21 protein-coding genes are annotated in these 26,509 nt (G+C 36.0%); 7 read left to right on the top strand and 14 right to left on the bottom strand.

Going from position 1 to position 26,509, the window contains the following annotated elements; translation table 11 throughout:
• Positions 1 to 6: 6 nt before the first annotated feature.
• The 5 genes from E4661_RS03555 to E4661_RS03535 form a co-directional block, all read right to left on the bottom strand.
• Positions 7 to 1,161: a glycosyltransferase gene (locus E4661_RS03555; protein ID WP_136465440.1), complete on the bottom strand. Its 1,155-nt coding sequence runs from the start codon at positions 1,159 to 1,161 to the stop codon at positions 7 to 9.
• Positions 1,154 to 3,010, bottom strand: a complete 1,857-nt coding sequence (gene asnB, locus E4661_RS03550) for an asparagine synthase (glutamine-hydrolyzing) (protein ID WP_136465439.1) — start codon at positions 3,008 to 3,010, stop codon at positions 1,154 to 1,156. Before asnB ends, E4661_RS03555 begins: the two co-directional genes overlap by 8 nt.
• A 145-nt stretch (positions 3,011 to 3,155) precedes the next feature.
• Positions 3,156 to 4,223: a glycosyltransferase family 4 protein gene (locus E4661_RS03545; protein ID WP_136465438.1), complete on the bottom strand. Its 1,068-nt coding sequence runs from the start codon at positions 4,221 to 4,223 to the stop codon at positions 3,156 to 3,158.
• A complete protein-coding gene (locus tag E4661_RS03540) occupies positions 4,220 to 5,161 on the bottom strand; it encodes an ATP-grasp fold amidoligase family protein (protein ID WP_136465437.1) in 942 nt (313 codons plus the stop codon). Before E4661_RS03540 ends, E4661_RS03545 begins: the two co-directional genes overlap by 4 nt.
• A 162-nt stretch (positions 5,162 to 5,323) precedes the next feature.
• Positions 5,324 to 6,232, bottom strand: a complete 909-nt coding sequence (locus tag E4661_RS03535) for an O-antigen ligase family protein (RefSeq protein WP_168796321.1) — start codon at positions 6,230 to 6,232, stop codon at positions 5,324 to 5,326.
• Positions 6,233 to 6,570: 338 nt separating this feature from the next.
• On the opposite strand from E4661_RS03535, the gene E4661_RS03530 reads away from it, so the two are divergent.
• Positions 6,571 to 7,659 (top strand): sugar-transfer associated ATP-grasp domain-containing protein, encoded by a 1,089-nt coding sequence (locus E4661_RS03530; protein ID WP_136465435.1) that lies wholly within the window; start codon positions 6,571 to 6,573, stop codon positions 7,657 to 7,659.
• Between the two features lie 7 nt (positions 7,660 to 7,666).
• Here the strand turns inward: E4661_RS03530 and murJ are convergent, their stop codons facing one another.
• The 5 genes from murJ to E4661_RS03505 form a co-directional block, all read right to left on the bottom strand.
• Positions 7,667 to 9,010: a murein biosynthesis integral membrane protein MurJ gene (gene murJ / locus E4661_RS03525; RefSeq protein WP_136465434.1), complete on the bottom strand. Its 1,344-nt coding sequence runs from the start codon at positions 9,008 to 9,010 to the stop codon at positions 7,667 to 7,669.
• A gap of 3 nt (positions 9,011 to 9,013) precedes the next feature.
• A complete protein-coding gene (locus tag E4661_RS03520; RefSeq protein WP_136465433.1) occupies positions 9,014 to 10,126 on the bottom strand; it encodes a glycosyltransferase family 4 protein in 1,113 nt (370 codons plus the stop codon).
• Between the two features lie 223 nt (positions 10,127 to 10,349).
• Positions 10,350 to 12,026, bottom strand: coding sequence for an Ig-like domain-containing protein (locus E4661_RS03515; RefSeq protein ID WP_136465432.1), 1,677 nt, complete (start codon positions 12,024 to 12,026; stop codon positions 10,350 to 10,352).
• A gap of 711 nt (positions 12,027 to 12,737) precedes the next feature.
• Entirely contained in the window at positions 12,738 to 14,069 is a 1,332-nt protein-coding gene (locus E4661_RS03510) for a UDP-glucose dehydrogenase family protein (RefSeq protein WP_136465431.1), read from the bottom strand.
• A gap of 104 nt (positions 14,070 to 14,173) precedes the next feature.
• A complete protein-coding gene (locus tag E4661_RS03505) occupies positions 14,174 to 15,181 on the bottom strand; it encodes an NAD-dependent epimerase (protein ID WP_136465430.1) in 1,008 nt (335 codons plus the stop codon).
• Positions 15,182 to 15,810: 629 nt separating this feature from the next.
• Between E4661_RS03505 and E4661_RS03500 the strand changes: the two genes are divergently transcribed.
• Genes E4661_RS03500 through E4661_RS03485 form a run of 4 tightly spaced genes read left to right on the top strand, consistent with a single transcriptional unit; the run spans position 15,811 to position 22,056 of the window.
• Positions 15,811 to 16,944: a DegT/DnrJ/EryC1/StrS family aminotransferase gene (locus tag E4661_RS03500; RefSeq protein ID WP_136465429.1), complete on the top strand. Its 1,134-nt coding sequence runs from the start codon at positions 15,811 to 15,813 to the stop codon at positions 16,942 to 16,944.
• Positions 16,941 to 18,884, top strand: coding sequence for a polysaccharide biosynthesis protein (locus tag E4661_RS03495; protein WP_136465428.1), 1,944 nt, complete (start codon positions 16,941 to 16,943; stop codon positions 18,882 to 18,884). Before E4661_RS03500 ends, E4661_RS03495 begins: the two co-directional genes overlap by 4 nt.
• A gap of 13 nt (positions 18,885 to 18,897) precedes the next feature.
• Positions 18,898 to 19,665: a polysaccharide biosynthesis/export family protein gene (locus E4661_RS03490; protein ID WP_136465427.1), complete on the top strand. Its 768-nt coding sequence runs from the start codon at positions 18,898 to 18,900 to the stop codon at positions 19,663 to 19,665.
• A gap of 36 nt (positions 19,666 to 19,701) precedes the next feature.
• A complete protein-coding gene (locus E4661_RS03485; protein WP_136465426.1) occupies positions 19,702 to 22,056 on the top strand; it encodes a GumC family protein in 2,355 nt (784 codons plus the stop codon).
• On the opposite strand, the gene E4661_RS03480 is transcribed toward E4661_RS03485, so the two are convergent.
• The 3 genes from E4661_RS03480 to E4661_RS03470 form a co-directional block, all read right to left on the bottom strand.
• The gene (locus E4661_RS03480) at positions 22,057 to 22,803 is read right to left on the bottom strand and encodes a tyrosine-protein phosphatase (RefSeq protein WP_136465425.1); all 747 of its coding nucleotides are present in this window, start codon (positions 22,801 to 22,803) and stop codon (positions 22,057 to 22,059) included.
• 200 nt (positions 22,804 to 23,003) lie between these two features.
• Positions 23,004 to 23,363: a helix-turn-helix domain-containing protein gene (locus tag E4661_RS03475; RefSeq protein ID WP_136465424.1), complete on the bottom strand. Its 360-nt coding sequence runs from the start codon at positions 23,361 to 23,363 to the stop codon at positions 23,004 to 23,006.
• Positions 23,364 to 23,368: 5 nt separating this feature from the next.
• The gene (locus E4661_RS03470) at positions 23,369 to 23,665 is read right to left on the bottom strand and encodes a type II toxin-antitoxin system HigB family toxin (protein WP_136465423.1); all 297 of its coding nucleotides are present in this window, start codon (positions 23,663 to 23,665) and stop codon (positions 23,369 to 23,371) included.
• 160 nt (positions 23,666 to 23,825) lie between these two features.
• On the opposite strand from E4661_RS03470, the gene gapS4a reads away from it, so the two are divergent.
• Both gapS4a and gapS4b read left to right on the top strand, forming a co-directional pair.
• Positions 23,826 to 24,764, top strand: a complete 939-nt coding sequence (gapS4a, locus tag E4661_RS03465; protein WP_136465422.1) for a GapS4a family protein — start codon at positions 23,826 to 23,828, stop codon at positions 24,762 to 24,764.
• Between the two features lie 4 nt (positions 24,765 to 24,768).
• Positions 24,769 to 25,908, top strand: coding sequence for a GapS4b family protein (gapS4b, locus tag E4661_RS03460; RefSeq protein WP_136465421.1), 1,140 nt, complete (start codon positions 24,769 to 24,771; stop codon positions 25,906 to 25,908).
• Positions 25,909 to 26,044: 136 nt separating this feature from the next.
• Here the strand turns inward: gapS4b and E4661_RS03455 are convergent, their stop codons facing one another.
• A complete protein-coding gene (locus E4661_RS03455) occupies positions 26,045 to 26,500 on the bottom strand; it encodes a DUF6730 family protein (protein WP_136465420.1) in 456 nt (151 codons plus the stop codon).
• Positions 26,501 to 26,509 lie beyond the last annotated feature (9 nt).

Below are 26,509 nucleotides of genomic sequence, written 5' to 3'. Positions count from 1 at the left end.
AATCTATTACTTATATGAATGAATAAAAGTTTTGAATTGGGAATAGATACTTCCCAGTTCGTATTCTTCAGCTCTCTTAAGGCTCATCTTGCTGTAATGCATTTGTATTTTTGGATTTTCATATAAATACTGCACAGCAGCAGATAAAGCAATATCGTCATCATTATTTATCAGCAAACCGTATTTGGCCTCAACAAATTTACCCTTGGCAATGGTGACCGGTTCATTTTCATTTAACATTTCTAACGGCCCAGACTTACAATTGGTTGAAATACAAGGGAGTCCATAACTCATTCCTTCTAGGAGAGCATTTGGAAACCCTTCAGTAAAGGATGAAAGAACAAAACAGTCATGGATGCTAAGGTATTTGCCAATATTTTTGACAATTCCCTCGAAAGCTACTCGATCAGTCAGTTCCAAAGTTTTGGCGCGTTCTTGCAGATTCTCCATTAAATGGCCATCTCCCAACAAGGTGAAAGAGATATTCTTATGGGGTAGATTTGCCATTGCTCGCAATATCATATCTTGGTTTTTGCGAGTGTCCACAGAGCCTACATTTATGAGTTTGAAGCTTTCTTTAGCTTTAGAAAAGGTTTCAGGGTTCCGATAATTTGAAGGAAGCTCAATTGGGTTGTAAACTACATCCATGGGAATATTAACGCCAAAATTTTCTTTCAAATCAGAATTGATATGCACAGAATTTGAAAATAAAGAATCGCATCTATTGTAAAATAGGGGATAGGCAATCTTAGAGATATAGAAAGAAAGCTTACTTGTAACATTGTCTGTGGGAAACCCCCTTTCACTTATTATCATTTTGCACTTTTTGTTAAACAAGGATACAATTCCACTTATTATATTCGGAGAGGCCAGAAAAGAAATGGAGAACTGAATGTCCCGGGCTTTAAGTAATTTTCTATATCTCCTACAACATACTACAAAATCAGTAAACTTCTGAAATACATTTCTTTGTTCTGAAGTATTGTTGCCTAATATAATAACCTCCACCTCCTCTGGAATTTCAAAATGTACTTGGTTGTGGTAAAGCACCAATGAAACGTTGTAATCCAATACCAACTTTTTTAAAAGTAGACTGATTACTTTTTGTGCGCCACCACTTCCCATGGTAACGGTAAGGATGCTTAGGTTTGGTTTACCCATTGTTTGACTGGTTCTGATTGATACGGTTTAACGATTGTTTAAGTACCAATAATTGCCAAATGAATCCTGACCGATTCCAGGACCCATCCATATGTTGTTGTATGTATTTTTGAACAGCTTCTATTTTGACCCCAGGAATTTGCTCTAAACCATTGGTGTTTAACTCATCAAGCACATAATCTTTTAGTTCATTTCGGAACCACTCTTTGAGTGGCATCGTAAACCCGGCCTTGGGGCGGTCAAAAAATTCTTTTGGAACATACTTATAAAGTACATCTTTCAATATTCTCTTTTGATTCTTCTTGTAAAACTTAAACTCTGTTGGAATGGAACGCCCGAACTCGATTACATTGTGATCTAAAAAGGGAGATCTGGTTTCCAATGAAAATGCCATTGCGGCTCTATCTACTTTGGTATTGATGTCATCATTCAAATAACTCTTAATATCAAAGTCTGAAACACGTTCGTAGATATTTTTGTTGTTATGGAATAAATAAGAATCACATTCAGAGGTTGTTGGCACTTTTCCAGAATACGTGATATCATCATCTTTTGAGCCCGATATCATGTTCATATAAGCATCGTCAATGTTTTTACTTGATAATACATCGGCCACAATTTTTGCTCGATAGTATGGGAAATTTTTGAGCGTTGCCAATATAGGAGACCTTAAAATGCCCGGAAGCCCGTAAAATCGCTCTGCAATTCGAACCCAATTGTACCTATGGTAACCTATAAAACTTTCATCACCTCCATCTCCAGAAAGGGCTACGGTCACATGCTTTCTGGTATACTTCGAGAGAAGCATGGTTGGAATGGCTGAAGAATCTGCGAATGGTTCATCATAAAAATATCCTATTTGTTTTATGAGATCAATACCTTCTGAATACTTGCACTCTATGGTGTTATGATCTGTTCCAAGATGGTTGGCTACTTTTTGGGCATATATACTTTCATCAACACTTTTAACATCGAATTTTACTGAAAACGTCTTTAGTTTTTTCGAGTAATCCTTACTTGCCAGTGCGGCAATCAACGATGAATCGACCCCACCGGACAGAAACACTCCTAAAGGAACATCAGCAATCATTCTTTTTTTAACCGCACTTTCCAAGATGCTTTCCAACGATGTTTTGGCCTCTTCATAGGAGCCTTCAAACTTGTTTTTGCCCTCAAAATCGATATCCCAATACTGTTTTTGGGTAAAGCTTTTGGTATTCAGATTAAAAACAAAGGAATGCCCCGCCTTAAGTTTTTTGACTTCGTTATAAATAGAGAATGGTTCTGGGATATACCCCCAATGCATATATTGCGAAATGGCATCTTGCGAAACTGTAAGCTTCCTGTTGAACAACTCTATGGCAGAAACTTGACTGGCAAATTCAAATTCCCCATCTTGGAGCATATAATAAAAGGGTTTCTGGCCTGTTCTATCCCGTGCTCCAAATAAGATTTGATTTTTGTGGTCATAAAGAACAAAGGCAAACATTCCATTGAAATGCTTTACGCAATCTTCGCCATATTCTAGGTAAGCAGCACAAATTACTTCGGTATCACTGGTTGTTTTAAACTGATGTCCTTTTTTGGATAAGGTTTCCTTGATTTCCAAAAAATTATATATCTCCCCATTAAAAACAACATGTATTTGGTCAGCGAAAGTAAAAGGTTGGTTTGATCGCGCATCCAAATCTAGAATTGCAAGCCTGTTATGGCCAAAAGTAAGCTGCCCAGAGCCTGTGTTATAGTTTTGAACTCCTGAAAAATCCGGCCCTCTAAAATCCGTTCGTTTTAATTTTGCCGCTACTTCTTCCTTCTTATAGCGAAGGGTTGTTCCATAAATACCACACATAACTAGTTTTCTTGATGGGAGATACAATAAAGTCTACCGATTAATCTTCCATGTTTATTAGGCGTAAAATCAAATGACCTATGATTTCTTTTCTTCTTAAATATCTATTACACCATTGTCCAATCGGACACATACCTTATTTTAATTATAGATTGGACAATAGATTCTCCCATTTTTTGCCAACATTTTCCAGTGAAAACTTGTCAAGGGATTTTACCGTATTTGCCCTTAATGATTCTCTTAACTTTTCATTATCAATCAATTCTCCTAATTTTTGAATCATCTCCTCTTTGTTTTGATCACTCACTAGAATACCGTTTTTTCCATCATCAATTATTTCCGATGGCCCCGAAACACAATCATAGGCGATGCATGCCATTCCTTGAGACATTGCTTCAATCAGAACCATTGGTAAACCTTCGTACCTTGAGGTTAATATATATATGTCCGATTTTGCCATGATTTCTTTAACGTCTTTTCTAAAGCCGGAAAATTCTACCTTATTTTCGAGGCCCAATTTTTTGGCTTTCTCTACTAATGGGGGCATACCTATTTCCCCACCACCAACTATTTTAAGGTTCCAATCTGGATGGGTTTTAAAGACTTCATGTACTATATCCAACAAATTGTCAAAACCTTTGTGTACATATCTATCCAAATTACCCGCCGCTACTATTGTTCTTTCCCTTGTTTTCGGCGCATTACTATTGATGACAAACGAACAAGGATTTTCCATTATTACGGTATTCTGATTGATTTTTTTGAAAAAAGGAAGGTCAAACTTTGTCAATACCGTTATTGCATTGGGAAGACGAAACAACACATGCCACAAAAACTTTATGGGTAAGGTTGATGGCTGGTGCAAATGGTTGAAATGCTCAGAAACGACCGATTTAATTCCATAAAGTTTGGTAGGTATGATAGTGGCATACCCGACCATTCCAATATGTGTACTCACATAATCTGGCCTATTTTTCTTTCTGAAATAAAAAGACAACAAGGAAAAAAAGCCACGAAAAGAAGCATAGTTAATGATGGCCTTTTTATGAAATCGTATTCGTTTTATATCGGGATGAAAATCGTAGGCATCGTCACCATAAAATGTAATAACCCGCACCCGATGCCCATTTTGCGCAAAATAGTTGGCCAACAGACTAACTACCCTTTCGGCACCTCCGCCGATCATGGAACCAATGATAAAATCTATTTTCATTGCATCTTGTTTTTTAAAACCAGTTTTTCACCCAGTTTTAAATCCCATTCCTTTGGTTCTATAGGTCTGTTTCCTCCGTCGTGATGAAATGTAAGTTCTCCAAAAAACAATTCACCATCAACATCGTACCAATCAACGCGAACATAAACAAAGGGTTCTGCCAAAACCTGAGATAATCTTATCATTTCTTTTAAAGTGGCCGGCTTTTCTATATCCCATGGACTGGGATCTGTACTTTTTCCGTTATCTTTTAAAGACGACCATTTGAATGGCTCTCTTTTCCAATCTGGGTCGTACCAATTTCTATAGTGGTTATCCGTTCCTCTTTCCATGTCTACTTGCACGGTAACCACCTCTCCATTAAAACAATGAAGTTTATAGTCAAAAGGTATTTTTCCAGCTTTTGTAACAAGCAATTTTTCTACTACTATTCTAGGTTTTATGTCTTTATATTGCCATTCTTTAGAATCCCAGTAGTAATTATGTTTTAATCGTCTTGCTAGTTTTTTCTGGATTTTGGCCCAATCAATTTCATTTTCATTCTTCACAAAAATACCTCCCCCGCTATCATGGTTGGTTTTTATAATATAAGGAGGCTTTGGAAGGTTGTTGGGGTTTACTTGTTTTGCATCAATTGTATGATAATATAAAGGAACTAGGTACTTTTCGCCTATTTTTTCACCAACGTATTCTCGAACGGCATATTTATCGGCACATTGGGTATGCAGTGGGGTGCGATCGTTTAGTTTTAACCAAATAATTTTTTCATTTAAGGTCTTGGGGTTTTTTAAGTTTGGGAAAACACCAAAGGTCTTTTTATACTCGTTCTTTATAAAGGTTTTTTGTGGAGTGATTCTTGTATTGACCCAATAATAAACAACTCCAATAACCTGCCCCAAATACGTATTATGGATAAATCTTTTTTTAAAATCTTTCATGGCTGAGGATAAAATGGAGCTGTTAGGAAGTTAATAACAAATGTTTTTTCATTTTAGTATTTGACGGCTATCCAAATAATATCATTTGGAAATTTTGAAAAATAGGTTGCGTTGCTTTAAATGATGGCAAGTTCTTTTTAAACAAAATGCATAGTCTTGGATTTAGGTGTTTAATGATTTTTCAGTTAAAAGATTTTTATCGTCTATGTTTTTCCTTTTAACGCTGTCCTTATTCCGGAGTAACTCGAAAAAAACGAACATGGAAAGAAATACAGTATGAAAATTAGAAAAGTAACCATGACCTGTCATCAAAGCAAGAAAGAGAACTAAACTTATATAGAAGAGTTCTGGCCTTGTTTTAAAAATGGCAAAACTTTTAGCCAGCAAATAAGAATAAATACCTAACATAAGAATAAAAGGGATTATACCAGCCTCTCCCCAAATCATTAAAAATGAATTGTGCACTCCAGGTAACCCCCTATATTTAGTTGAAAGTTTAAGGTATCCATTGCCTAATAAGGGCTTGTCCATAATCATATCAAAATATAATGCCCATGTTTTGTCCCTTGAATCTTCCTTTATGGTTTTGGTGTGTACTTGTTCGTCTCCAAAAACGCTCTTCAAAGCGGAGAAGCGCTTCGTATTTAATGTTAGATTATCTGAAAACGTAAAAACCAATATTAGTACCGATAGACCTACCAAAGGAAGAAGTATGTTCTTTTTATTTTGAAGTATGGCAAAAAAATTGATTAAAACCCATACCACAATGAATGTTCTTGAAAAGGTCAATATTCCGGCAAGTGTAAAAATGAATTGGCCAATTAGTCTTAGGTTACTTCGGGAAATTGAAAATGATATGGCAAATCCAATCAAGCAGATGCTGCCTGCTAAATTTGGATTTAAATAAAATCCGCTGAACCTGCCATAGTTTTCACCAAACGCTTCGACCTGAGCCGTGGGAAAAACGAAAGCATTAATTATAACAGTCAGTGCGCCAAAGGCAAGAATATAATAGATTTCTGTTCTTTTTGTGTTCCGTGCTACTTCTGCACCACAAGTTACTACTATCATGAATCGCAAGAGCTCTTTTACAAAGCGATTGTCTATATCTTCATGTGTATAATTTAAAGACCCTAAGCTGAAATAAAGCAACCCTAAAAAAATAAAAGGAAGCAATGGTTTATGTTTTTCTTTTATAAAGACAAAAAAAACTACTAAAAGAAGAGATGCAAAGTAACTACTCAGCGTTCCCAAGGTAGGGCTGAAATATGCAAGCATATAGCTTGGGATATTACATAATAACAGAAATACTGCTAGTAATTTTATAATCTTCATTAGCATACTTTCGAAATACCCCTTTTTATTATATTCGCACTAAATCACCTGAAAAAAAGATCAAAAATCTAACCATGCAACTACTCTCTATTCTAATTTTTTCATCCATAAGATTGTATAGGTATAGCCTTAGAATTCAACACAAAGCTAATTGGAAAAAGAAAATAAATAAACTATTAAAGACAAATGGTGTAAAAAAACTGACAAGCGATCAAAAAAAACAAGTAAAAAAATACTACAGGAAGTACGGTTTGTCAAATGTCTCCACCCAATGGCACCAATTTTATTCATTTTGTAGAGATTCATTTGATGTAGAATTTGTCCCGGAAGATTTGTTCTTTATGGATATAGAACCTACTCTTAATCGACACTTATTCGTGAAGACTTTAGCTGATAAAAACTTGTTGGAAACCTTGTTTCAAAATGTAAAGCAACCTGAAAGTCTTGTAAAGAATATTAATGGGTTTTACTATAACAATAACGAATTGATTACTGAAGATGAGGCTGTCAGAGTATGTTCGGTAGACCAAAAAATGATAATTAAGCCCACATTGGACACACAGGGGGGGGAAAATGTTGTATTGTTTAAATGTATAAATGGTATGTCCGATTACAATGACATGGGAATCAAACAACTATTTGGTTTATACGGTAAAGATTTTATTGTGCAAAAAGCTGTCAATCAGCACCCCCAAATGGCAATGTTAAACACCTCTTCCTTAAATACCTTCAGAATTATGAGTTATTTAAAAGATAATAGTGTGGATGTATTATCTATAGTGGTAAGAATGGGCAAAGAAGGATCTATCACCGATAACAACACGGGAGGTGGTTTTTGCTGTGGGGTAAAAGCGGATGGCTCTTTGAACGAAATTAGCCACCAAGGAAATACAGGAGAAAGATACGAAGCGACAGATCAAGGAATCCCATTTAAAGAATTGAAATTACCATTTGTGGATAAACTCGATGATATGGTAAGAAAGTTACATAAAAAGGCGCCCTATTTTAAGCTTATTTCTTGGGACTTGGCTATAGACTCCACAGAGGAAGTGGTTCTTATAGAGTATAATATTCATGGTCAAGATATTAATATACACCAACTTAATAATGGCGCTGTTCTAAGTCCTATTTTAAAGGAAGCTTTAAAAAACAATCGGGGATGAGGACGTACTATGCTTGTAGTGAAAGCTGATTTCGTATTTTAACAGTGAAATAGAACAGAAAGATATTTTTGATTACAACTACTATAGTTGTACAAAGTGCAATACCAAATACTCCAAAATACTTGTACAAAAAATAATCGCCAATAAAATTTAACACCACTGCGAGTAACGAAACATAGGCCATAACCGCATTTTTGTTCAAACTGGTCAGAAAACTTACGGTTACCATGCCACATATTGCAAAAGGTGTGTAAACTAGAAATATCTTTTGAATTTTAGAAACCACAACAGTGTCTTCTGCGGTAAATTCGTTTCGTTGAAAAAACAACTCTACCAAAAAATCCGAAAGAAAAATACCTGCAATCGCAAAAAAACTGGCTCCAATGAAGAGGAATTTCATTATTTTATAAAAGAACCTATAGGCGTTTTCTCTATCTTCCAACACCATTTTTGAAAATTGTGGTAGTAATACGCTGGTTAAGGCAATTACCAGCATCCCCATTAAAAATGAAGGCATTTTAAGGCCATAATTTATAGCTGCAATAGAGCCCACAACCAATTGTGCAGCAAAAAATTGGTCGACTACCCCATTCATTCCAGTTAGGAATCCCGAAGAGACCTTTGCAGGTATTTGTTTGAACATTACCTGTGCATTTTTGTTTTTGAAATCTGGCGGAGCTAATTTTATTATATTGTGTTGTAAGCATACAATCAATAAATAAGCGAACTCCAATATTGATCCGATCAGTGTACTGGTCGCTAACAACATTTCTCCCAAAGCTTCCCTGAAAAAAAGTATGGAAACAATGATTGTAAGTGCTATAAAGACCCCGCTAAAAGAGGAATAAGTAAACTCATTATTGATGTTCAAAAGAGCTCCAAGGATAGAAGAAAAACTCCAGAAATACATACATGGCAGCATTATATAAAACTGACTTTTGACCAAATCGTAAAATGCTTCTTCTTTTCCTGGGAAAAACGATTCGAGGTAAAAATCTGTTCCAAGAACGGCAACCAAGGAGAAAAGTGTAGCTGCTAAGATCGAGGTAACAAAACCAAGCCCTTGAAAAGAACCAATATTGCCATTTTCAGATTTAGTTTCGGAAATATAATTTGGGATAAAAACCGTATTGAAAGACTCTAAGAAAACATTTTGAATAAACCCTGGAATCAAAAATGCAATAAAAAAGGTGTCCAACACCACTGAAAGCCCAAAATTTGAAGCCACAAGGGTTTCTTTGTAAAACCCTAACCCCTTGATTAAAAGGGTTATAGATCCTACTATCAAAATGTTGTTGACAACGTTGTTCTTTAATAGTTCCCGAACTTTATTTAATAATATGGAATACACAATTTAATTGATGTTTAAACACTGGTTTATCTGAGTTGACCATTCCTTGGTAATATTTACTGCGTTAAAGTTCGAAACCGTTTGTTGCGCTTTTTCTCCCAAGGACATTCTTAACCCTTCGTCTTCCATTAACGTATTTAGTCTTTTAGTAAGAGCAACGATGTCATTGACCTCAACCAAATAACCATTTTTACCATTATCTATTAAATCTGATGGACCAGTTGGACAGTTTGTAGAAACACAGGCTAAACCAAAATACATTGCTTCAATTAGGGCGTTAGGAAAGCCTTCAAAGATAGAACTAAAAGCAAAGATTTTTGCTTTTTCATAAACTTCCTGCATTTTTTCAACCCTCCCTAGCAACAACACTTTTTGTTGAAGACCGTAAGAATCTATAAGGTTTTCTAAACGTTCACGTTCCTCTCCCTCTCCTACTAAATAGAGTTTCCAGCCTCCGTTTTTAGAACTTGCAAATGCCTTGATCAATACATCCTGAGCCTTTTGAGAGTTTAATCTTCCAACGGTTAGAACGATGTTTTCCTTGGATTTTTGAGTTGATGCGTTTACCACGGGAGGTGAAAAATCAGTCGAGATAGGGTTTGGGATTATCACAAGCTTTTTTTCGCCCATTTTTTTTGTATAAAAGTCTTTGATTGCTTCTGTTTGAACAACAATCAAACTAGCGAATGGAAAAAGGCCATTTCTCAACAGTTTCCACATCTTTGGGATATAATCCTTTTCAGGATTGTTTCTTTCGCTTACTATAACCTGTATGCCAGATAATTTAGCAGAAATGATGGAAAGTACATTGGCCGATGTGATAAAACTCAGAAGAATATCAATGTTACAGTTTTTAGCTATTCTAGTAATTTTTTTTACTAATAGGATGTTGTTTTTAACAGCAGTTAAAAGACCGCTACTATTGTTTTGGGTTTCTATGCAATAATGTACGCGTACTTGGTCATGAATCTTATAAAAGGGGATTGTTTTTATGAGACATATTATGTGTACTTCATAATCCTTACATAAGGAATTTGAAAGCGTGGAAACCACTCTTTCAGCACCACCTGAGCTTAATGAAGGTATTACAAAAGCGATTTTGGCTTTATTAGTCATTTGGGGATACACCAATTTTGTTGGCGCAAGATGGGAAAAAGATATTCTAAAATCCAAAAATTAATTTGAACGGCTTCGTTTTTCGGTATAATAGCCTTTTTGATTAATTTTTGGATTTCCCTGAGCAATATTTAAATAGTCCGTCTTTTGACAAATTGCAAAAAAAGAAGGGGAGCAAAATTTTGCTCCCCTTCTTTCAATAATTTTGTAAGTCATCTGATTATTACTCGTTGGCTCTGTAATGCAGATATTCCTCTAAATTGGTATAACCATCGCGGTCGTGATCCCCATTGTGATCTTGTGAACCCACTGTTCCGTTAATATTACTCTCCCAACTATCTTCAATTCCATCATTGTCCGAATCAATATAAGTATTTCCTCCTGACAAGAAAGGTAAACCTGTTGTCTGGGACTCATTGGAAACAAAACCGCCCGTGTTGCCATTGTCGTAATCATCAAGCATATGTTGGTCAAGGTCATCGACCCCACTAATACTAGCACGAGCGCCTACATTCGACATAACAGTGGATTCCACCCGAGAAGATGCAAGCAATGTATAATCGTTGTCCAAGATATGAGAGCTTGATAGATAATTTTTGAACCTTGTATGGACTGTGGCAGCTCCACCATTATAAACATTATCATTATGATACAGCAGAGTACCAGTGGCACTTGTAATGCCATTGGAGGGACAATTACCCGAATTGCAATCCTCCATTCTTATGGATTCCAAATACTGGTTTGCCCATCCATCATAGAAAAGGTTTCCGACAACATCCGCATGGTTCTGTACAACCATACGCATAGCGGCTGAATAGCCATAAACAACATTGTTCTCCATTTCAAAGGTCACGTTCTGGGCCACTGTTGATTCAATGCTCCGTTCGGCCGTATTTGCAAAGTAGTTCTGTATAACGGAAACATTGGTAATGTTCCGTCCCCAAAGAATCATATTCTTTCCGTTAAAACCTTCACTTATGATTGTATTTTGTACTGTTACATTACTTACGGACACATCTCCATTACGTCCGGTTTCGATGGATAAATTCTCATCTTTACTCCAGCTAATTGAACAATGGTCAATGATGTAGTTTTCCCAATTACCGACATTTGACTGGCTTTGAATTCTAAATGTATCGTTATCAGCAGTAAGGCTATCACCTCCTCTAAATCTTATATGCCGAATAATATAATTCTCTCCTAAAAGGTAAAAACCAGCGCCATGCAAAGCTATTCCATCTCCGGGAGCTGTTTCCCCAGCAATTGTAATGTTACTAGAGTGAACATTTATGTTGCTGTTTAGCTCGATTGTTCCCCCAACCCTAAAAATTATTGTACGGTTACCAGATGACAGACCTTCGCGAAGACTTCCGGAACCACTATCATTTAAGTTGGTCACAAAATAAATAGAACCACCTCGACCACCAGTGGCATATCTACCACCGCCCAAAGCTGAAGGGAATGCCTTGAGTTCAGTATCTGGCTCGTTGAGCTTATCCTCTTCTTCCTCTTCTGCGGAGGTATTATTGTTACTAATGGAAATGTTTATTTTGGCCGTTTCGTTGACCACTGTTCCTTCGTCAAATACTACTTCGGTAGTATAGGTAAATGAGTCATTACCTGTTTTGTTAGGATTAGGTGTGTATGTTAACGTATTATCCGTGTTGATTATTACGGTACCTAGTGTTGGGTTTGTTGTACTGGCAATGGTTACTTCTTCATTTTCAAAGTTATCATTGCTTAAAACACTCATCTGTATTGAGGTATTGACCTCAGTTTCGTAATTGTCGTCCCGGGCATCAAAGTTTGCGGCAATATCTTTACTTACGGTTTCATAAAATAAGTCCGAATCTTTATTGCACGATGAAGTGAGAAGGAATGCAATTACAAAAAATAGCATGTTTGATAGTTGTGGGGACTTTACTAACATAGCAAATTTATAGGTTTCGTTTTGGGGCATAAAAATATTCATTAAAAGGGGTAAAGCCGATGAAAAGACAATTTTTTCGATGAACTGCGCTTTTTTTTACTTTTCACATACGTTACCGATCAAATCATGGATTTACAAAAACAAATTAATCGATGAAATACATTAATTTTTAACATATTGTAAATGACCGCAGTACATTTTTTTGAAGAAGACATGAACTTTGGGATATGTCTTAGGGCCTTATGACAGATTTGTCTTCTTTAGATAAGTAAACTCCAATTTCTCTAGTAATAAGATGTTGGATTTTATCGATTCTTGAAAAACTTGCCAAAAAAATAATTTGAAAAAAAATTAAAGACACAATGGGCAATTTAATGATAGCCCAAATTAATGATGGTTATGATAATGCATGAGGCTGGTGTAAAAGATTTTTGATAACATGATGATAGGGGGGTGATAATCATCACCTTAAGGAATGTCTACAAACCTAAATTGAAGGAAAATACTTGAAGAATGGGATAAACAATTTGGAATGTCGTGTAGATATAATCGCTTTACCACTTACGCAAGAAGGATAATTATTTTAATCTTGAGTGAGTTGACCGGTAAATATGGAGATAAAAAAAGGCCAGGATTTACCTGGCCAAAAAAATTTTAAAATAAAATTTCAAATTGAAATACCTATGCTTTTTTTCCAATTTGATGATACTCGATCTCCATTTCCATCAAGCGATCATCATTATACTGGTTTCGGCCATCAAAAATGATGGGATGCTTCAATTTTGTCTTGATTTCGCCAAAATCTGGTGAACGAAACTCCTTCCACTCTGTTAGAAGCAGCATGGCATCGGCATTGTTCAATGCTTCATACTTGGAGGAAACATATTCCACATTGGCAATGTCCTTCAAATAGAATTCTTTGGCCTCATGTATTGCTTTTGGGTCATAAGCTTGGATTTTTGCTCCAAGGGAAACCAGCTTTTTGATAATGTATATTGCTGGAGCTTCGCGCATATCATCGGTTCCAGGCTTAAAGGAAAGCCCCCAGATAGCAAATGTCTTTCCTGATAAATCACTCCCAAAACGTTCAATGACCTTATTTGCGACTACCAATTTTTGTCGATCGTTTACATCTTCCACTGCGTTAAGAAGCTCTGCTTTATAGCCAGCTTTTTCGGCAGTTTTCTTTAAGGCTTTTACATCTTTAGGAAAGCAAGATCCACCATATCCACTTCCAGGGTAGATAAAACTATATCCTATACGACTGTCCGACCCTATTCCAACTCGAACTTTGTTTACGTCAGCTCCAACTAATTCACAAATGTTAGCAACTTCATTCATAAACGAAATTTTGGTTGCGAGCATGGCGTTTGCTACATACTTGGTCATTTCGGCCGAACGTATATCCATAACCAACATACGGTTCATACTGCTTCTAAAAAAAGGGGCATAGAGTTGGCGCATTTTCTCAGCTGTCTCATTATCGTCCGTACCTACGACCACTCTATCTGGTTTTAGGAAGTCGGCAATGGCATCCCCCTCCTTCAAAAACTCCGGATTGGAAACTACATGGAAAGGAATTTTTTCGTCACGCTTTTCCAGTTCCTTGGCAATTGTTTCTTTAACCTTATCGGCCGTACCCACGGGTACGGTAGATTTGTCTACCACAATCAGCGGTGAGGTCATGTGATGACCAATGGTTTCAGCAACTTTTAAAACATATTGCAAGTCAGCAGAACCATCTTCACCCATTGGAGTACCCACGGCAATGAAAGCCATATCAGTTCCTTCCAAACAGTTTTTAAGGCTTGTGCTAAAATGTAAGGTACCGTTGTTTACGTTACGCAATACCATGGATTCCAATCCTGGTTCGTAAATAGGGATTATTCCTTTTTTTAAATTTTCTATCTTTTGTTCATCAATATCCACACAAGTAACTGTGTTGCCCATTTCGGCAAAGCATGTACCAGTTACTAGACCAACATAGCCTGTTCCTACAATAGTAAGTTTCATTTATCTATATTATTTAAATTGATTTTCTATCAAGAATTATATATTTTCTTTTTTGAGCTTAATCTTCACTCTGGTTACTTTTTGGAATAGCCAAAAAAAGTAAATTAGCTGTGATAACTTTTATACCAATCAACAAAAGCCTGGATGCCATCTTGAATCGTTGTTGCCGGTTTGTATTTGTAATCTGACTCTAGGGCATTCACATTGGCCCAAGTTTTTTCCACATCACCAGGTTGTATCGCCATCATGTTTTTTTCTGCCTTTTTTCCAAGGTTTTTTTCAATTTCTTCAATAAAATCAAGCAACTTTTCGGATTTATTATTTCCAATATTGTATAGCTTACATGATTTATCCGCAGAAGTACCTGTTACTATTCGAACCACGCCTTCAACAATATCATCGATATAAGTGAAGTCACGTTCCATTTTTCCATGATTGAATACTTTTATTGGACGGTCATTGGCAATTGCATCGGTAAACAAGTAAATCGCCATATCGGGTCTTCCCCAAGGTCCATAAACTGTAAAAAATCTTAAGCCAGTCGTTTTAAAGCCGTATAAATGAGTATACGTATGTGCCATGAGTTCATTACTCTTTTTGGTGGCAGCATACAAACTGATTGGAGAATCCGTCCTGTCCGAGGTGGAAAAGGGAATTTTTGAATTTAACCCATAGACACTGGAGCTACTGGCATATACCAAATGCTTTATATTGTTATGGCGACAGCCTTCAAGGATATTTAAAAAGCCAACTACATTGCTATCTACATAAGCCTTAGGGTTTTCCAAGCTATATCGAACACCTGCTTGGGCAGCCAGATTACAAACTACATCGAATTTCTCATTTTGGAACAGATCAGATAAGTTCTTACTGTCAGCAAGATCCATTTTTATAAATTGAAATGATGGGTTTTTTGAGCTGCGCACAAGTATTCCGTCTTGTGAAGCCTCTTCTTTTCCAATTCCGAGCTCATGAAGCCGTCTATACTTCAAAGCAGGATCATAATAATCATTGATGTTGTCCAGCCCAATAATTTGATGTCCGAGATGGATTAATTTTTTAGATACATGGAATCCAATAAAACCAGCGGCACCTGTTACCAGAATTTTCATATTGTATTTTGGTATAATTGGTGATTGATTTTAACGAATGTTTCGAAAGTGTTAGATGAAGTCAACGTAGTATGATTTGTTTAATACAAAAATAGTCTCATTTTGGATGCAAAGATGTTCAAAAAAAAGAGGTAAATGCAAGGAGAAGTGTTTATCTGCCGAAAAAAATCGATTAAGTTCAAAATTGATCACTTTGAGGAAAAAGTCCACAGAAAATTTTCCCGTATAAATTACCAATGCAATTAAAAGTTTCGATAATCATGCTTTTCATTTTTTACGATTTTCAAAATTGAAGTTCCTTCATTGTGAAATTCTATAGAGATTGTTTTAAAAGACTATAGTAATTGCATTAAATATATCACTATGGTTTTATAAGAAAGCAACGATTATTCTACTTTTTTTGAGGCCAGCTTCTTGAATTTAAGGGGGTTCAGCAGCCTAATGTAAGAATTTGAAAGTTTGGTAAGAGATAGATATTTGTTCCATTATTTTTTCATTTAAACACTTAATCGATAATTCTTTCGTCTTTGGCGAATAGTAATTCAAAATCATTCGAGAGCTCAATTTTACCGTTACTTTTACCATTGAGGAACAAAATTCTCACCTGCTTTTATCAACCCAAAACTGAAATGGAAATCGCTGTATTAAAGAAAATTTGGTTATCACCTCCACATATGGGCGGGAATGAGGAGGTTTATGTAAAAGAAGCCTTCGATACCAATTGGATTGCTCCCTTGGGACCAAATGTTCAAAATTTTGAAAGGGCAATTGAAGACTACATTAAAAATGATATTCATACGGCTTGCTTGAGCTCAGGGACAGCTGCCATACATTTGGCACTTGAGCTCCTTGGGGTTAGTCAAGGTGACGAAGTAATTTGCCAAAGCTTTACGTTTGCTGCATCCGCTAACCCAATTACTTATTTGGGGGCCTCTCCCGTATTTGTTGATAGCGAAAGAGAAACATGGAATATTTCACCAGATCTTTTAGAAGAAGCTATAAAAGACAGGTTGGCAAAGGGGAAAAAACCCAAAGCCATTATAGCGGTGCATTTATATGGCATGCCGTATAAGGTAAACGAGATTAGAGCAATTTCTGAAAAATATGATATTCCTGTTATAGAAGATAGCGCAGAAGCCTTGGGAAGTATTTATAATGGTCAAAAATGTGGAAGTTTTGGAGAATTGGCAATTTTGTCCTTCAATGGAAATAAAATCATTACTACCTCTGGTGGTGGAGCTTTATTGACTAGGGATGAATCCTTGAAAGAACGGGCGATTTTTTTGGCAACCCAGGCCAGAGATAATGCGCCGCACTACCAGCACTCCAATATTGGCTATAATTATCGAATGAGTAATGTTCTTGCGGGAATAGGTAGGGGACAGATGGAAGTTCTTCCTAAGAGGGTCCTTGCACGCAGAAATAATTTTTCTTTCTACAAAGAAAATCTTGCTGGAATTTCTGAAATAGAATTTATCGATGAGCCGAAAGGCAGCTACTCCAATAGATGGCTTACTTGCATTTTGACACCATCTTTTGAATTCAGGGAAAGAATCAGAATAGCTTTGGAAGAAGAGAATATTGAGTCGAGACCATTATGGAAACCAATGCATTTACAACCAATATTTGAAGGTGGAACGCACTATGCCAATGGGGTAAGCGAAGACCTATTTAACAGAGGCTTGTGCTTGCCTAGCGGTTCTAGTATGATTCAAGAAGATTTAGAAAGAATTTGCGATATCATTAAAAACCTACATAAATGATAAAGAAGTACCTTTTTGACAACAATAGGCACTATGCTTCTAAATGGACGGTTTTACTCATTGATTTGGGTATTGTCTCTGTTTCTTTTGTTTTGGCATACTTCATTAGGTTTAACCTTAGCTTTGATTTCGATGTCCAAAGACTGTGGGTTCAACTTCCTGTTGTGACCTTATTGTTTTTAGGAGCATTTTTAGTTTCAGGGAGCTACAAAGGAGTTGTCAGGCATACTGGGATGAAGGATGTATATGCAATTTTCAATGCTGTTTGTTTGGCAAGTATTGGGGCAATTGTTCTGGTTATGTTAAACAGATACGGAGGGTATATAGATAATTTTACAATACCATTATCTATAATAATTTATAATAGCTTACTTACATTTCTAGCACTTACCGCATCTAGATACATATTTAAAATTGCATATGAAAGCTTAATAAATAGTAATGAAGCCCCAGCTAAAAACATAGTTGTTTACGGAGCGGGCGAGTCTGGAATAATTACTTATAACACATTAACCAATCATTCCAAGATGAAAGTAAAAGTGGTTGGGTTTGTTGATAATAATCTTCAAAAGGTTGGTAAACAGATTAATGGAGTTAAAGTATACGATAAAAAGGTCTTAACGGAGGAGTTTGTTAAATTCAATAACATTTCCGAGGTGATTTTTTCAATCCAGAGCATTCACCCCAAGCAGCTAAGAACCTTGGTAAATGAGATAGTGGATCTTCCGGTAAATGTAAAAATAGTACCGCCTGTTGAAGATTGGATCAATGGAGAGTTAAAGGTTTCTCAGATTAAGAGAGTACAAATCGAAGATTTGTTGGATAGGCCACCAATCCAGATAAAAAACAGCAAGATTACTAAAGACTTTGACGATAAGGTCATTATGGTAACTGGAGGCGCTGGTTCAATTGGAAGTGAATTGGTTCGTCAGATTTGTAAGTACAATTATAGATCCTTGGTAGTTATTGATCAGGCGGAATCGGCACTTTACGATTTACAACAAGAGCTAAAACAAGCTGGTTTTTACAACTTTATTCCTATTGTTGGTGATATCAGGGATAAAAATAAGATGCGAATCTTGTTTGAAGAATACAAACCCAATAGGATTTTTCACGCGGCGGCATATAAACATGTTCCACTCATGGAACAAAACCCCTATGAAGCGGTTAAAATAAATGTTGCTGGCACCAAAACCATTACTGATTTGGCTGTGGATTTCGATGTCGAAAAATTCGTGTTTGTTTCTACGGATAAGGCGGTTAACCCTACCAACATAATGGGGGCTTCCAAAAGAATTGCCGAGATGTACATTAGTTGTAGACAACAAGATGGGAGGACTAAATTTGTTACTACCCGATTTGGTAATGTATTGGGCTCAAATGGGTCGGTCATACCTTTGTTTAGAAAGCAGATTGAAAAAGGAGGACCACTTACCGTGACACACAAGGATATTACTAGGTATTTCATGACCATACCTGAAGCTTCCCAATTGGTGTTGGAAGCTGGAGCAATGGGTAAGGGAGGAGAGATATTTATTTTTGATATGGGCGAATCGGTTAAGATCATGGACCTGGCCAAGAATATGATAAGACTTTCTGGACTTCATTACCCAGATGAAATAGATATTAAGATTACAGGGCTTAGACCAGGAGAAAAGTTATATGAGGAACTATTGGCGAATGGTGAGAATACCTTGCCAACATATCATGATAAAATAATGATCAGCAAGGTTAAGGATATAGATTATACCAATACTAGAACAATGATCGATGAACTCTGTATTTCAAACCTCTTTTTAAAAGAAAATGTAGTACAATTAATGAAAAGTATTGTTCCTGAATACATCTCTAACAACTCCGATTTTTGTAAATTGGACGATAACAAAAAAGTTGGATCAAAAAGTCATTCAAAACCTGAAATACCACAACTCAACAGTTAATACACGTTTTCTTATGAAAAACAATTTGAAATTTGCATGTTTTGCAATCATAACATGCTTGATTACTTCATGCACTGCTACAAAAGATGTAGTTTATTTTCAAGACGCAAGTCAGTTTGAGACTTTAGTTAATGATAACACTGCGAACACAAAGTTCAAAGTTGATGATTTAATAAGTATTAACATATCTACTCTTGATCCCGAAGCCAGTGCACCCTTTAATCTGTATAGAGGAGCGGCTGAAGAAGGCGGAATACGTCCAGAGCAGGTAAACTATCTTGTGGATAAGAACGGAGAAATCGATTTTCCGGTAATTGGAAAAATAAAAATAGTAGGACTTTCACCTGGAGAGACACGAGAATTACTTCGGGAGAAACTAGCGGACTATTTAAAAAATCCGATAATAAACATAAGAATAAGAAATTTTACGGTCACCGTTTTAGGTGCGGTAAACCGTCCAGGAACATACCCTATTAATGGAGAGCAGATTACCATTATGGAAGCCTTGGGATTTGCGGGAGATATAAATATTAAGGGTAGAAGAGATAACGTTATGGTTATCCGTGATTTTGATGGTACCAAGGTCTATAATAGAATCAACCTAAACCACAAAGATGCTCTGAAATCCCCGGTTTATTACTTAACACAGAATGATGTGGTGTATGTAGAACCAAACAAATCAGGGAAAACAGAGTCTAGTTTGGATCAAAGAACCTCTATTGCGATATCCATTATTTCCCTTCTTGTAACATCTACTGTAGTCGTACTTACTAGGAATTAAGCATTAACCAAAATATTTATTAAACGTTTGTTCTTGATGGAAAAAAGGCAAAATTTACGAGAAATACTCGATGTTTATTTAAGGAATTGGTTATGGTTTGTGCTTGCTGCCGTTATCGCATTGGCCTTGGCATATGTTAAACTGCGCTACTCAACTCCCAAGTATCAGTTAAATGCTAAAATTCAAGTTGTTGAAGAGAAAAATTCTGTTTCAGAATTAAGTGTTTTACAAGATTTAAATGTATTCAGTGGAAAGGGAAACACAGAGATGTCAGATGAAATTGAACTTTTAAAATCACGAGACAATTTTATCAAGGTTGTACAAAAACTAAAATTGAATATTACGTACGAGGTATTGGGCAGTGTTAGAAATACCGAAATCTATCCGAATTACCCTATCGCAATAAACTTTTTGTCGGCAGACTCGATTCAAAATAAAGGACGATTCTCTTTTTACATTAAGATTCTCGATGAAAATGAATTTACCTATGCGGTCGAAGAGGATGTGGCCGAAAAGAAAATTACATTTGGAACCAATATAGATACAGATATCATTGGTGATATTATTATAACACCTGAGAAGAAATTTCTTAAGAACTATATTGGTAAAAACATTATGGTAACCATTGATCCGGTTCCTTTTGTAGCAGAAATCTACAGAAGTAATGTTGAGGTTGTGACCATAGATGAATTTTCCCGAATCATGGATATCTGGTTGAAGGATGCCATACCACAAAGAGGTATCGATGTCCTTAACTCTTTAGTAGCTCAAAACAATGATAATGAAGTGCTGGACAAGAAAACAATAGCAGATAGAACCAGTCAGTTCATAAATGAAAGAATTGCAGATATATATACCAACCTATCTTCTGTGGATGAAACAGCAGAAAGTTTTAAAGAAAGCAGAGGAATTGCCGATTTGGCAACTCAATCCAGCGTGAACTTTCAGCAGAGTGCAGCAAGCGAATCAGAACTGCAAAATGCTAATATTCAGCTTAATATAGCATCGTCTATGCAAAATATGCTGGCTGAGCAAGGCGGGTATGAGATTATCCCTAACGTAGGTCTTGCTGATGCGAGTATTGATAATGCCGCCGTCCGCTATAATGAGTTGGTGGCTCAGCGTAACAGATTGTTGGAAAGCTCAAATGAAAAAAACCCGGTTATTGTGAAATTGGACCAACAATTGGAGAGCTTAAAAAGGGGAATGCAATCTAGTTTAAACAATGTTACAAATAACTTGAATCTTAGGGTTAATAGTTTAAGTAAACAGTTGTCCCAAATAAATTCGAGAATATATGCTGCGCCGGGCGCTGAAAGAGCTTTAAGGGATATCTCAAGGAAACAACAGACAACGGAAGCGCTATATGTTTACCTGTTGCAGAAGAGAGAGGAGGCCCAAATTGCATTTGCCTCTGCGGCACCCAAGTCAAAAATTGTCGATAATGCGTATTTAGCAAGTCCTTTCCCAGTTGAACCCAAACGAAAAATAACATATCTGGCCGCATTGATACTTGGGTTGATGATTCCATTTTCCATCATTTATGTTGGTGATTTATTGGATAATAAGGTAGACAATATGGTCACCTTGCAGAAGTTAATTGGCGGGAATTTGGCAGTACTAGCCGAAATTCCAAAGGTAAAAAGCGCAAATAAACCATTATTGGTTAAAAAGGATGACAGGTCCGTGTTTGCGGAGTCTTTGAGGGTATTAAGAACTAATTTGGACTATATTCTTAAAACAGATAAAAAAAGGGGAGGGAGCAATGTTGTTATGGTTACCTCCAGCGTATCAGGTGAAGGAAAGACATTTTTGAGCTCTAATTTATCAATGATTCTGTCTTCCACTGGAAAACGTGTTCTATTACTGGGTGGTGATATAAGAAACCCTAAGGTTTTTGATTTTATTAAATCCAAAGGGATTGCGGACAAAAGTCAAATTAAATATGGACTTACCGACTATTTGTTTAAAAATGAGTTAAGAACCAAGGATTTAATTCATCGTTTTAATGTTAATGATGTTACGATGGACATTATATATTCAGGTAAAATTCCGCCAAATCCCTCTGAGCTTCTTTTAAGTGATAGATTGGAGGAATTGTTTACTGGCTTAAGGGAAAAGTATGACTACGTAATCGTGGATTCTGCCCCGCTTCTTTCTGTGACCGATTCGTTGATTTTGGAAAAGTATACGGATCATGTGATTTATGTAACCAAATCCAAGAATACGGAGCGAAAAGTTCTTGAGTTTCCTTTAAAGCTTAATAAAGAAGGAAAACTGAAAAATTTATCTTTTATAGTTAATGGTGTTAAAGAATCTAACCTAGGCTACGGAGGAAAATATGGATACGGCTATGGTAAAACCGTTAAAAAATGGTGGAGCTTTGGCTAACTAATAAAAGGTTTGGATAGTGTTTTCAATCACTTTGAGAACAGGATTCAGTAACGAGTTGGGTAACTGAACTTCCTTTATGGCTCTGAGCTGTCTAATGTTATGGACGTCAGAAGCAATAAAATCTATCATTTCTTTTTCTAAGAGCTTATAGGTGCATTTTTGTACAGATTTCCCATATACGTTAGGTGCTAGTGATAATAAATTAAGCTGAAAGTATATTCCTTGCCGTTTTAAAGATTCGTAAATACGGCTTCTGTTGTGGAAATAAGAGTATCTTTCTGGGTGGGCCAAGATAGGATAGTATTGCGCTTTGGAAATTATTTGCCGAATAGCATTTTCAAAGCTGATGGACGGTTGTAAGTAAGACATTTCCACTAACAAATATTCGGTTTTCAGGGGTATAACCTTACCATCGGATAAGATGGACTCAAAGTTCTCGTCAATCATATGTTCTGCAGAGAAGTTTACCCGCACATCATCTACATTTTGTCTTTCCAACTCAGACACCAGTTGAGCGTGCGATTCCGTTATTGTTTCGCGCGTATTTGGATAATAATTGTGCATGATATGAGGGGTGCATATAAAATTAGTAACCCCTAAATCTCTGAATTCACAAATCAATTCTAAAGACTCATCAACGGTTTTAGCTCCATCATCAATTCCGGGTAGTATATGATTATGGATATCTACCAAGCCGTGTAGATAGTCTGCAAGAAACGCTTTCTTTTGAAAAAAACTGAACATGATTAAAATTTGGAAGGCAAAGATAAGGTATTCGTGAAAGTGGCTTTAATCAAAATTGACCTTACATACATAGGAAAAGTCTTTATTTCCCGATGCAATATTTTACAATCCCCATAAATAGTGGGTTAGGGGTGTTTGAGGTGGAAAATAGGTGAAAACCTTTGTTTTCCTTTAGTAGTGTTTTGTTTTCCATGAAGCCTTTATTGCAATATAATATCGCTATCTATATTCAGTTTTTGGTGCAAAGCTTTAGCTACTTTTAAAGTGATTTCACGCTTTCCGTTTAAGTAATCACTAATTCTGGACGCGCTGGTATTTAAAAGTGCAGCTAAGTCCTTTCTTTTTAAACCCATTTCAAACATACGAAGTTCAATCATTTCCTGTAGGGTAGGTAATCCCATGGGGAAATGGATTTCTTCATATTGTTCGATAATATCACTGACTTCGATGAGTTCTATTGATAAAGGAGAATCTTCAGGAGTATTGTTATCAACCTCCTTAAGAAGTTCTTCCAAGCGAAGATTAGCTTCTACATATTGTTTGTGAGAAATTGTGTTCATAGCTTTTACAATTTATCGATGTTCTTTAATCTACTATAATCTTTGTGGTTACCCACCCACCGTATATACACTCTTTTAATTTTGAACAGCACGATGGCAACTATCCTGTAATGGTTCCCTTTAATATTGAATACATATCTGTTGTTCCCAACATTGTCTGCCGAATTGAAGGTGTTTTTTAAATCCGCAAAACTATCCCATTCCGCTTTTTTGGTTCTCTTGTACCAATCTTGCAAGGCAACTTTGGCATTCGTTTCCTTTGAGAAATAATCTCCTAGCTTTTTAAATGAAATAATATGCACCTAACAAAGATAAATAAAAATTACATATTTGGTTATTTTTTTACATAAATTAAAATATTTTGAATTTTTTACTTAAAATTTTGGATTGTTAAATAATTAAGAATAATCTTATAACCTTAAATGCTAAGGGGGCATAATCTAAATTACTGAACCAATAATTATGGGGGAACTTTCTAAAAAAATAGGAGAAAGAGGAGAGGAAATAGTTGAAACTTTGTTCAAGCAATATTTTGGTTTTCCAAATTACAGAGACGGACTTTCTATCGAATGTTTCGATTCTAAAAACCATGGAGAACTAAGAGGTAATAAATCTCAGACTCATGGAATCGATGGGCTGGTACACTACAAATCTCCTTTGGATGAGGAAACCTTAGAAATAGGGTATATTTCTGTAAAACACATGAAAAATCCCTATCCGAAGTATCCCCGTTCTAAATTTAAGGAACACTTCATTGATTTAGCAACTGGTTTAGAATGTTTCAAATTTTCAAACCATAAATCTGATATTGAAGCAAAAGCTCGGAATGTAAAAAAGACAAGGACTATTGGAGTATTATTTTGGTTATCAAATAGCAATGATTCTAAAGAAAAGAACATTCTAGAAATCTTATCGAAATCTCAATTAGAATCTTTACAAATCCAGTTTGATAAAATCATTGTTGTCGATAATGCTAGACTGCAGTTTATTGTTCAAACACTAGAAACGGTTAAAACTCTTGGCGACGGTGAATTTGATTATGTATATCCTTCTACGGGACTGAACTTAAAAGCTAATCACAATGAAAATATTGGTAAGATATTACCAATGGAGTTTTTAGCTTATGATATTTTACCATTGCGATATAAAGTCGGTAATTCGGTAATTTTTCATTTAGCTTGTAGAGAGGGCATTTCTGAAGAGTCTTTGGTTCAGGTGATGAGCTTATCTAAAACTTTTGATAAGGTTCAGGCAGCAAGAAAAATTGTGATTTCCTTTCCAGATTATAATTCCCAAAATCATGATGATATGGTTTCGACTGTCAAATCTTATTTTGAGGATCAGCAGTTTACCGAGCAAATATCAATTGAAGGACAATCGGTAGATTTTAGAAATATTTGATGATATGGATTTAGAAATAAATAATGAGGAAAAGGATTTTGATTTTCTCCTACCTAATGGAGAAATTCTTAGAACAATCTTGGTTAGACCTGAACTAACTGACGGTAATTTAAAGACTATTGTAAAGTCTAAAGGTATATTTCTATCGAAATATGAAAAGGAAGATACTGTGCCAGTATTGATGCGTACTTTACTAAGTCCTGAGGAATATGATACTATCCGTGAGATGCAAAAGTTCAAAATTGAGCGATTAAAGTATCGTACAACACAGCTACCCTGGCAAGGAAGTGATGATCTATTATCTCATATCCCAAATGAATTTAGTTTGCACAATATTTTAGAAGAGAAGTATACCTATGAACCTGGCTTTAAGCTTATCGGGGTACCTTCGTTTACTCCTGTGGATAACAGAAAAGACAAAATAGAGTTAAAGTTTACCGTTGAAGAACAATCAGATATTAAATCGATTCATAACAGAAAGAAAGAGTACGAGGGAAGTCTTATTATTGAGTTGAAATCAGATGGACATTTACATTTGCACAGCACAAAGAGCTATACATCACAAGGTACTCAGGATTTGGTTGATAGTGTTGCCAATAAACTGGAAAAGCACTTCAAAGCTGAAGGTTCTGTCAAAAAGGAAGATTCATATGAACGAATAATGTTTCAACATTTTGGCAATGTCAACCGTTTTACTTTTTTCATGAAGTTTTTAGACGACATAGGATTTTTAAAATTCAAGAAAATCGTGGACATATCAGTTTCTCCAGATCCTGATAAAGAAATACCAGAGGATGCAAAAGCGTTTATGAAAGACATTGAGAACTTGAATATTAGAGGTAAATCATTAAGGCGACATATTTTGATATCCGAACAGAAATATCGTGATTCCATATTGTTATTATACATAACTGCTCAATACGAGTTCGCACATAGCGAAGGAAAAGGTATATGTGAAGTTGAATATGCTTTTCCGGATTATAGGGTTGGCCAAAATGACAATCCAGAATTTCAGTTTTATTTAGGTAAAATTTTGGTGGATAGAAATTATAGAGCTTTTGCCAAGAAAAACAAAATTGAGAAATCAATATACGAAGACATTGATTCCCATAAAATGTATCATTATAACTCATTGAAACTATAATTGATTTTCAAATAAATCAGTCCCAAATCCTTACTAAAACCTTTGCGCGTGGTTCCTGTGGAATTTCTTTCGCGTTCGGGAAGATAAGCGAGAAGCCCGCAGGAGGAGGGTAAAAAGAAATTCCGTAGGGCGCAAACTACTTTTTGTCTTTGGGGTTGCGCCATTCTTCATAAAGGGCACCTGCCTCCGGGTTTTCCTCCATAAATTGTTCGAAGTGCCTAACTGCGTTATTTTCACCTCGCGAAAAAGCAGTTTGCTCCTTTTTTGTGATGCTCGAAATCTGGAATATGGCATATCCTAAAATTAGCAATACAATCACCAAAAACCCCAAAAACAACTTTACCGCCCATTTTGGAAAGGCAATGGACTTCTTGGTATGGTAGATAACCTTGGCCAAAAGTTTGTTCTGTTCTTCAACCACTTTCTTCTGGGTATCATTGTACCCTTTTAGAAGGTAGTCAATATCAGCGGTGTCCGCTGAAACCTTGTACCCCATAAGAAACTCTTTCAATTTTTCCATTCGATTGACGGAGTGTTCAAAATTCTTCAGTTCTTCTGTCAACAATTCCGCTATTTCATCCAGTTTTGCCATAATTCATTT

This window comes from Flagellimonas onchidii (genome assembly GCF_004804315.1).
GTDB classification, from domain to species: Bacteria; Bacteroidota; Bacteroidia; order Flavobacteriales; family Flavobacteriaceae; genus Flagellimonas; species Flagellimonas onchidii.
The sequence above is the reverse complement of the archived record's forward strand: the minus strand, read 5'-3'. Positions and strand labels throughout refer to the sequence as shown.

Coding starts and splice junctions, on each gene's coding strand:
- E4661_RS03490 (WP_136465427.1), top strand. CDS start 18,898: ATGAAAAACAATTTGAAATTTGCATGTTTTGCAATCATAACATGCTTG.
- E4661_RS03530 (WP_136465435.1), top strand. CDS start 6,571: ATGCAACTACTCTCTATTCTAATTTTTTCATCCATAAGATTGTATAGG.
- E4661_RS03545 (WP_136465438.1), bottom strand. CDS start 4,223: ATGAAAATAGATTTTATCATTGGTTCCATGATCGGCGGAGGTGCCGAA.
- asnB (WP_136465439.1), bottom strand. CDS start 3,010: ATGTGTGGTATTTATGGAACAACCCTTCGCTATAAGAAGGAAGAAGTA.
- gapS4a (WP_136465422.1), top strand. CDS start 23,826: ATGGGGGAACTTTCTAAAAAAATAGGAGAAAGAGGAGAGGAAATAGTT.
- E4661_RS03455 (WP_136465420.1), bottom strand. CDS start 26,500: ATGGCAAAACTGGATGAAATAGCGGAATTGTTGACAGAAGAACTGAAG.
- E4661_RS03500 (WP_136465429.1), top strand. CDS start 15,811: ATGGAAATCGCTGTATTAAAGAAAATTTGGTTATCACCTCCACATATG.
- E4661_RS03485 (WP_136465426.1), top strand. CDS start 19,702: ATGGAAAAAAGGCAAAATTTACGAGAAATACTCGATGTTTATTTAAGG.
- E4661_RS03505 (WP_136465430.1), bottom strand. CDS start 15,181: ATGAAAATTCTGGTAACAGGTGCCGCTGGTTTTATTGGATTCCATGTA.
- gapS4b (WP_136465421.1), top strand. CDS start 24,769: ATGGATTTAGAAATAAATAATGAGGAAAAGGATTTTGATTTTCTCCTA.
- E4661_RS03475 (WP_136465424.1), bottom strand. CDS start 23,363: ATGAACACAATTTCTCACAAACAATATGTAGAAGCTAATCTTCGCTTG.
- E4661_RS03510 (WP_136465431.1), bottom strand. CDS start 14,069: ATGAAACTTACTATTGTAGGAACAGGCTATGTTGGTCTAGTAACTGGT.
- E4661_RS03495 (WP_136465428.1), top strand. CDS start 16,941: ATGATAAAGAAGTACCTTTTTGACAACAATAGGCACTATGCTTCTAAA.
- E4661_RS03540 (WP_136465437.1), bottom strand. CDS start 5,161: ATGAAAGATTTTAAAAAAAGATTTATCCATAATACGTATTTGGGGCAG.
- E4661_RS03535 (WP_168796321.1), bottom strand. CDS start 6,232: ATGATAGTAGTAACTTGTGGTGCAGAAGTAGCACGGAACACAAAAAGA.
- E4661_RS03515 (WP_136465432.1), bottom strand. CDS start 12,026: ATGCTATTTTTTGTAATTGCATTCCTTCTCACTTCATCGTGCAATAAA.
- E4661_RS03480 (WP_136465425.1), bottom strand. CDS start 22,803: ATGTTCAGTTTTTTTCAAAAGAAAGCGTTTCTTGCAGACTATCTACAC.
- E4661_RS03555 (WP_136465440.1), bottom strand. CDS start 1,161: ATGGGTAAACCAAACCTAAGCATCCTTACCGTTACCATGGGAAGTGGT.
- E4661_RS03520 (WP_136465433.1), bottom strand. CDS start 10,126: ATGACTAATAAAGCCAAAATCGCTTTTGTAATACCTTCATTAAGCTCA.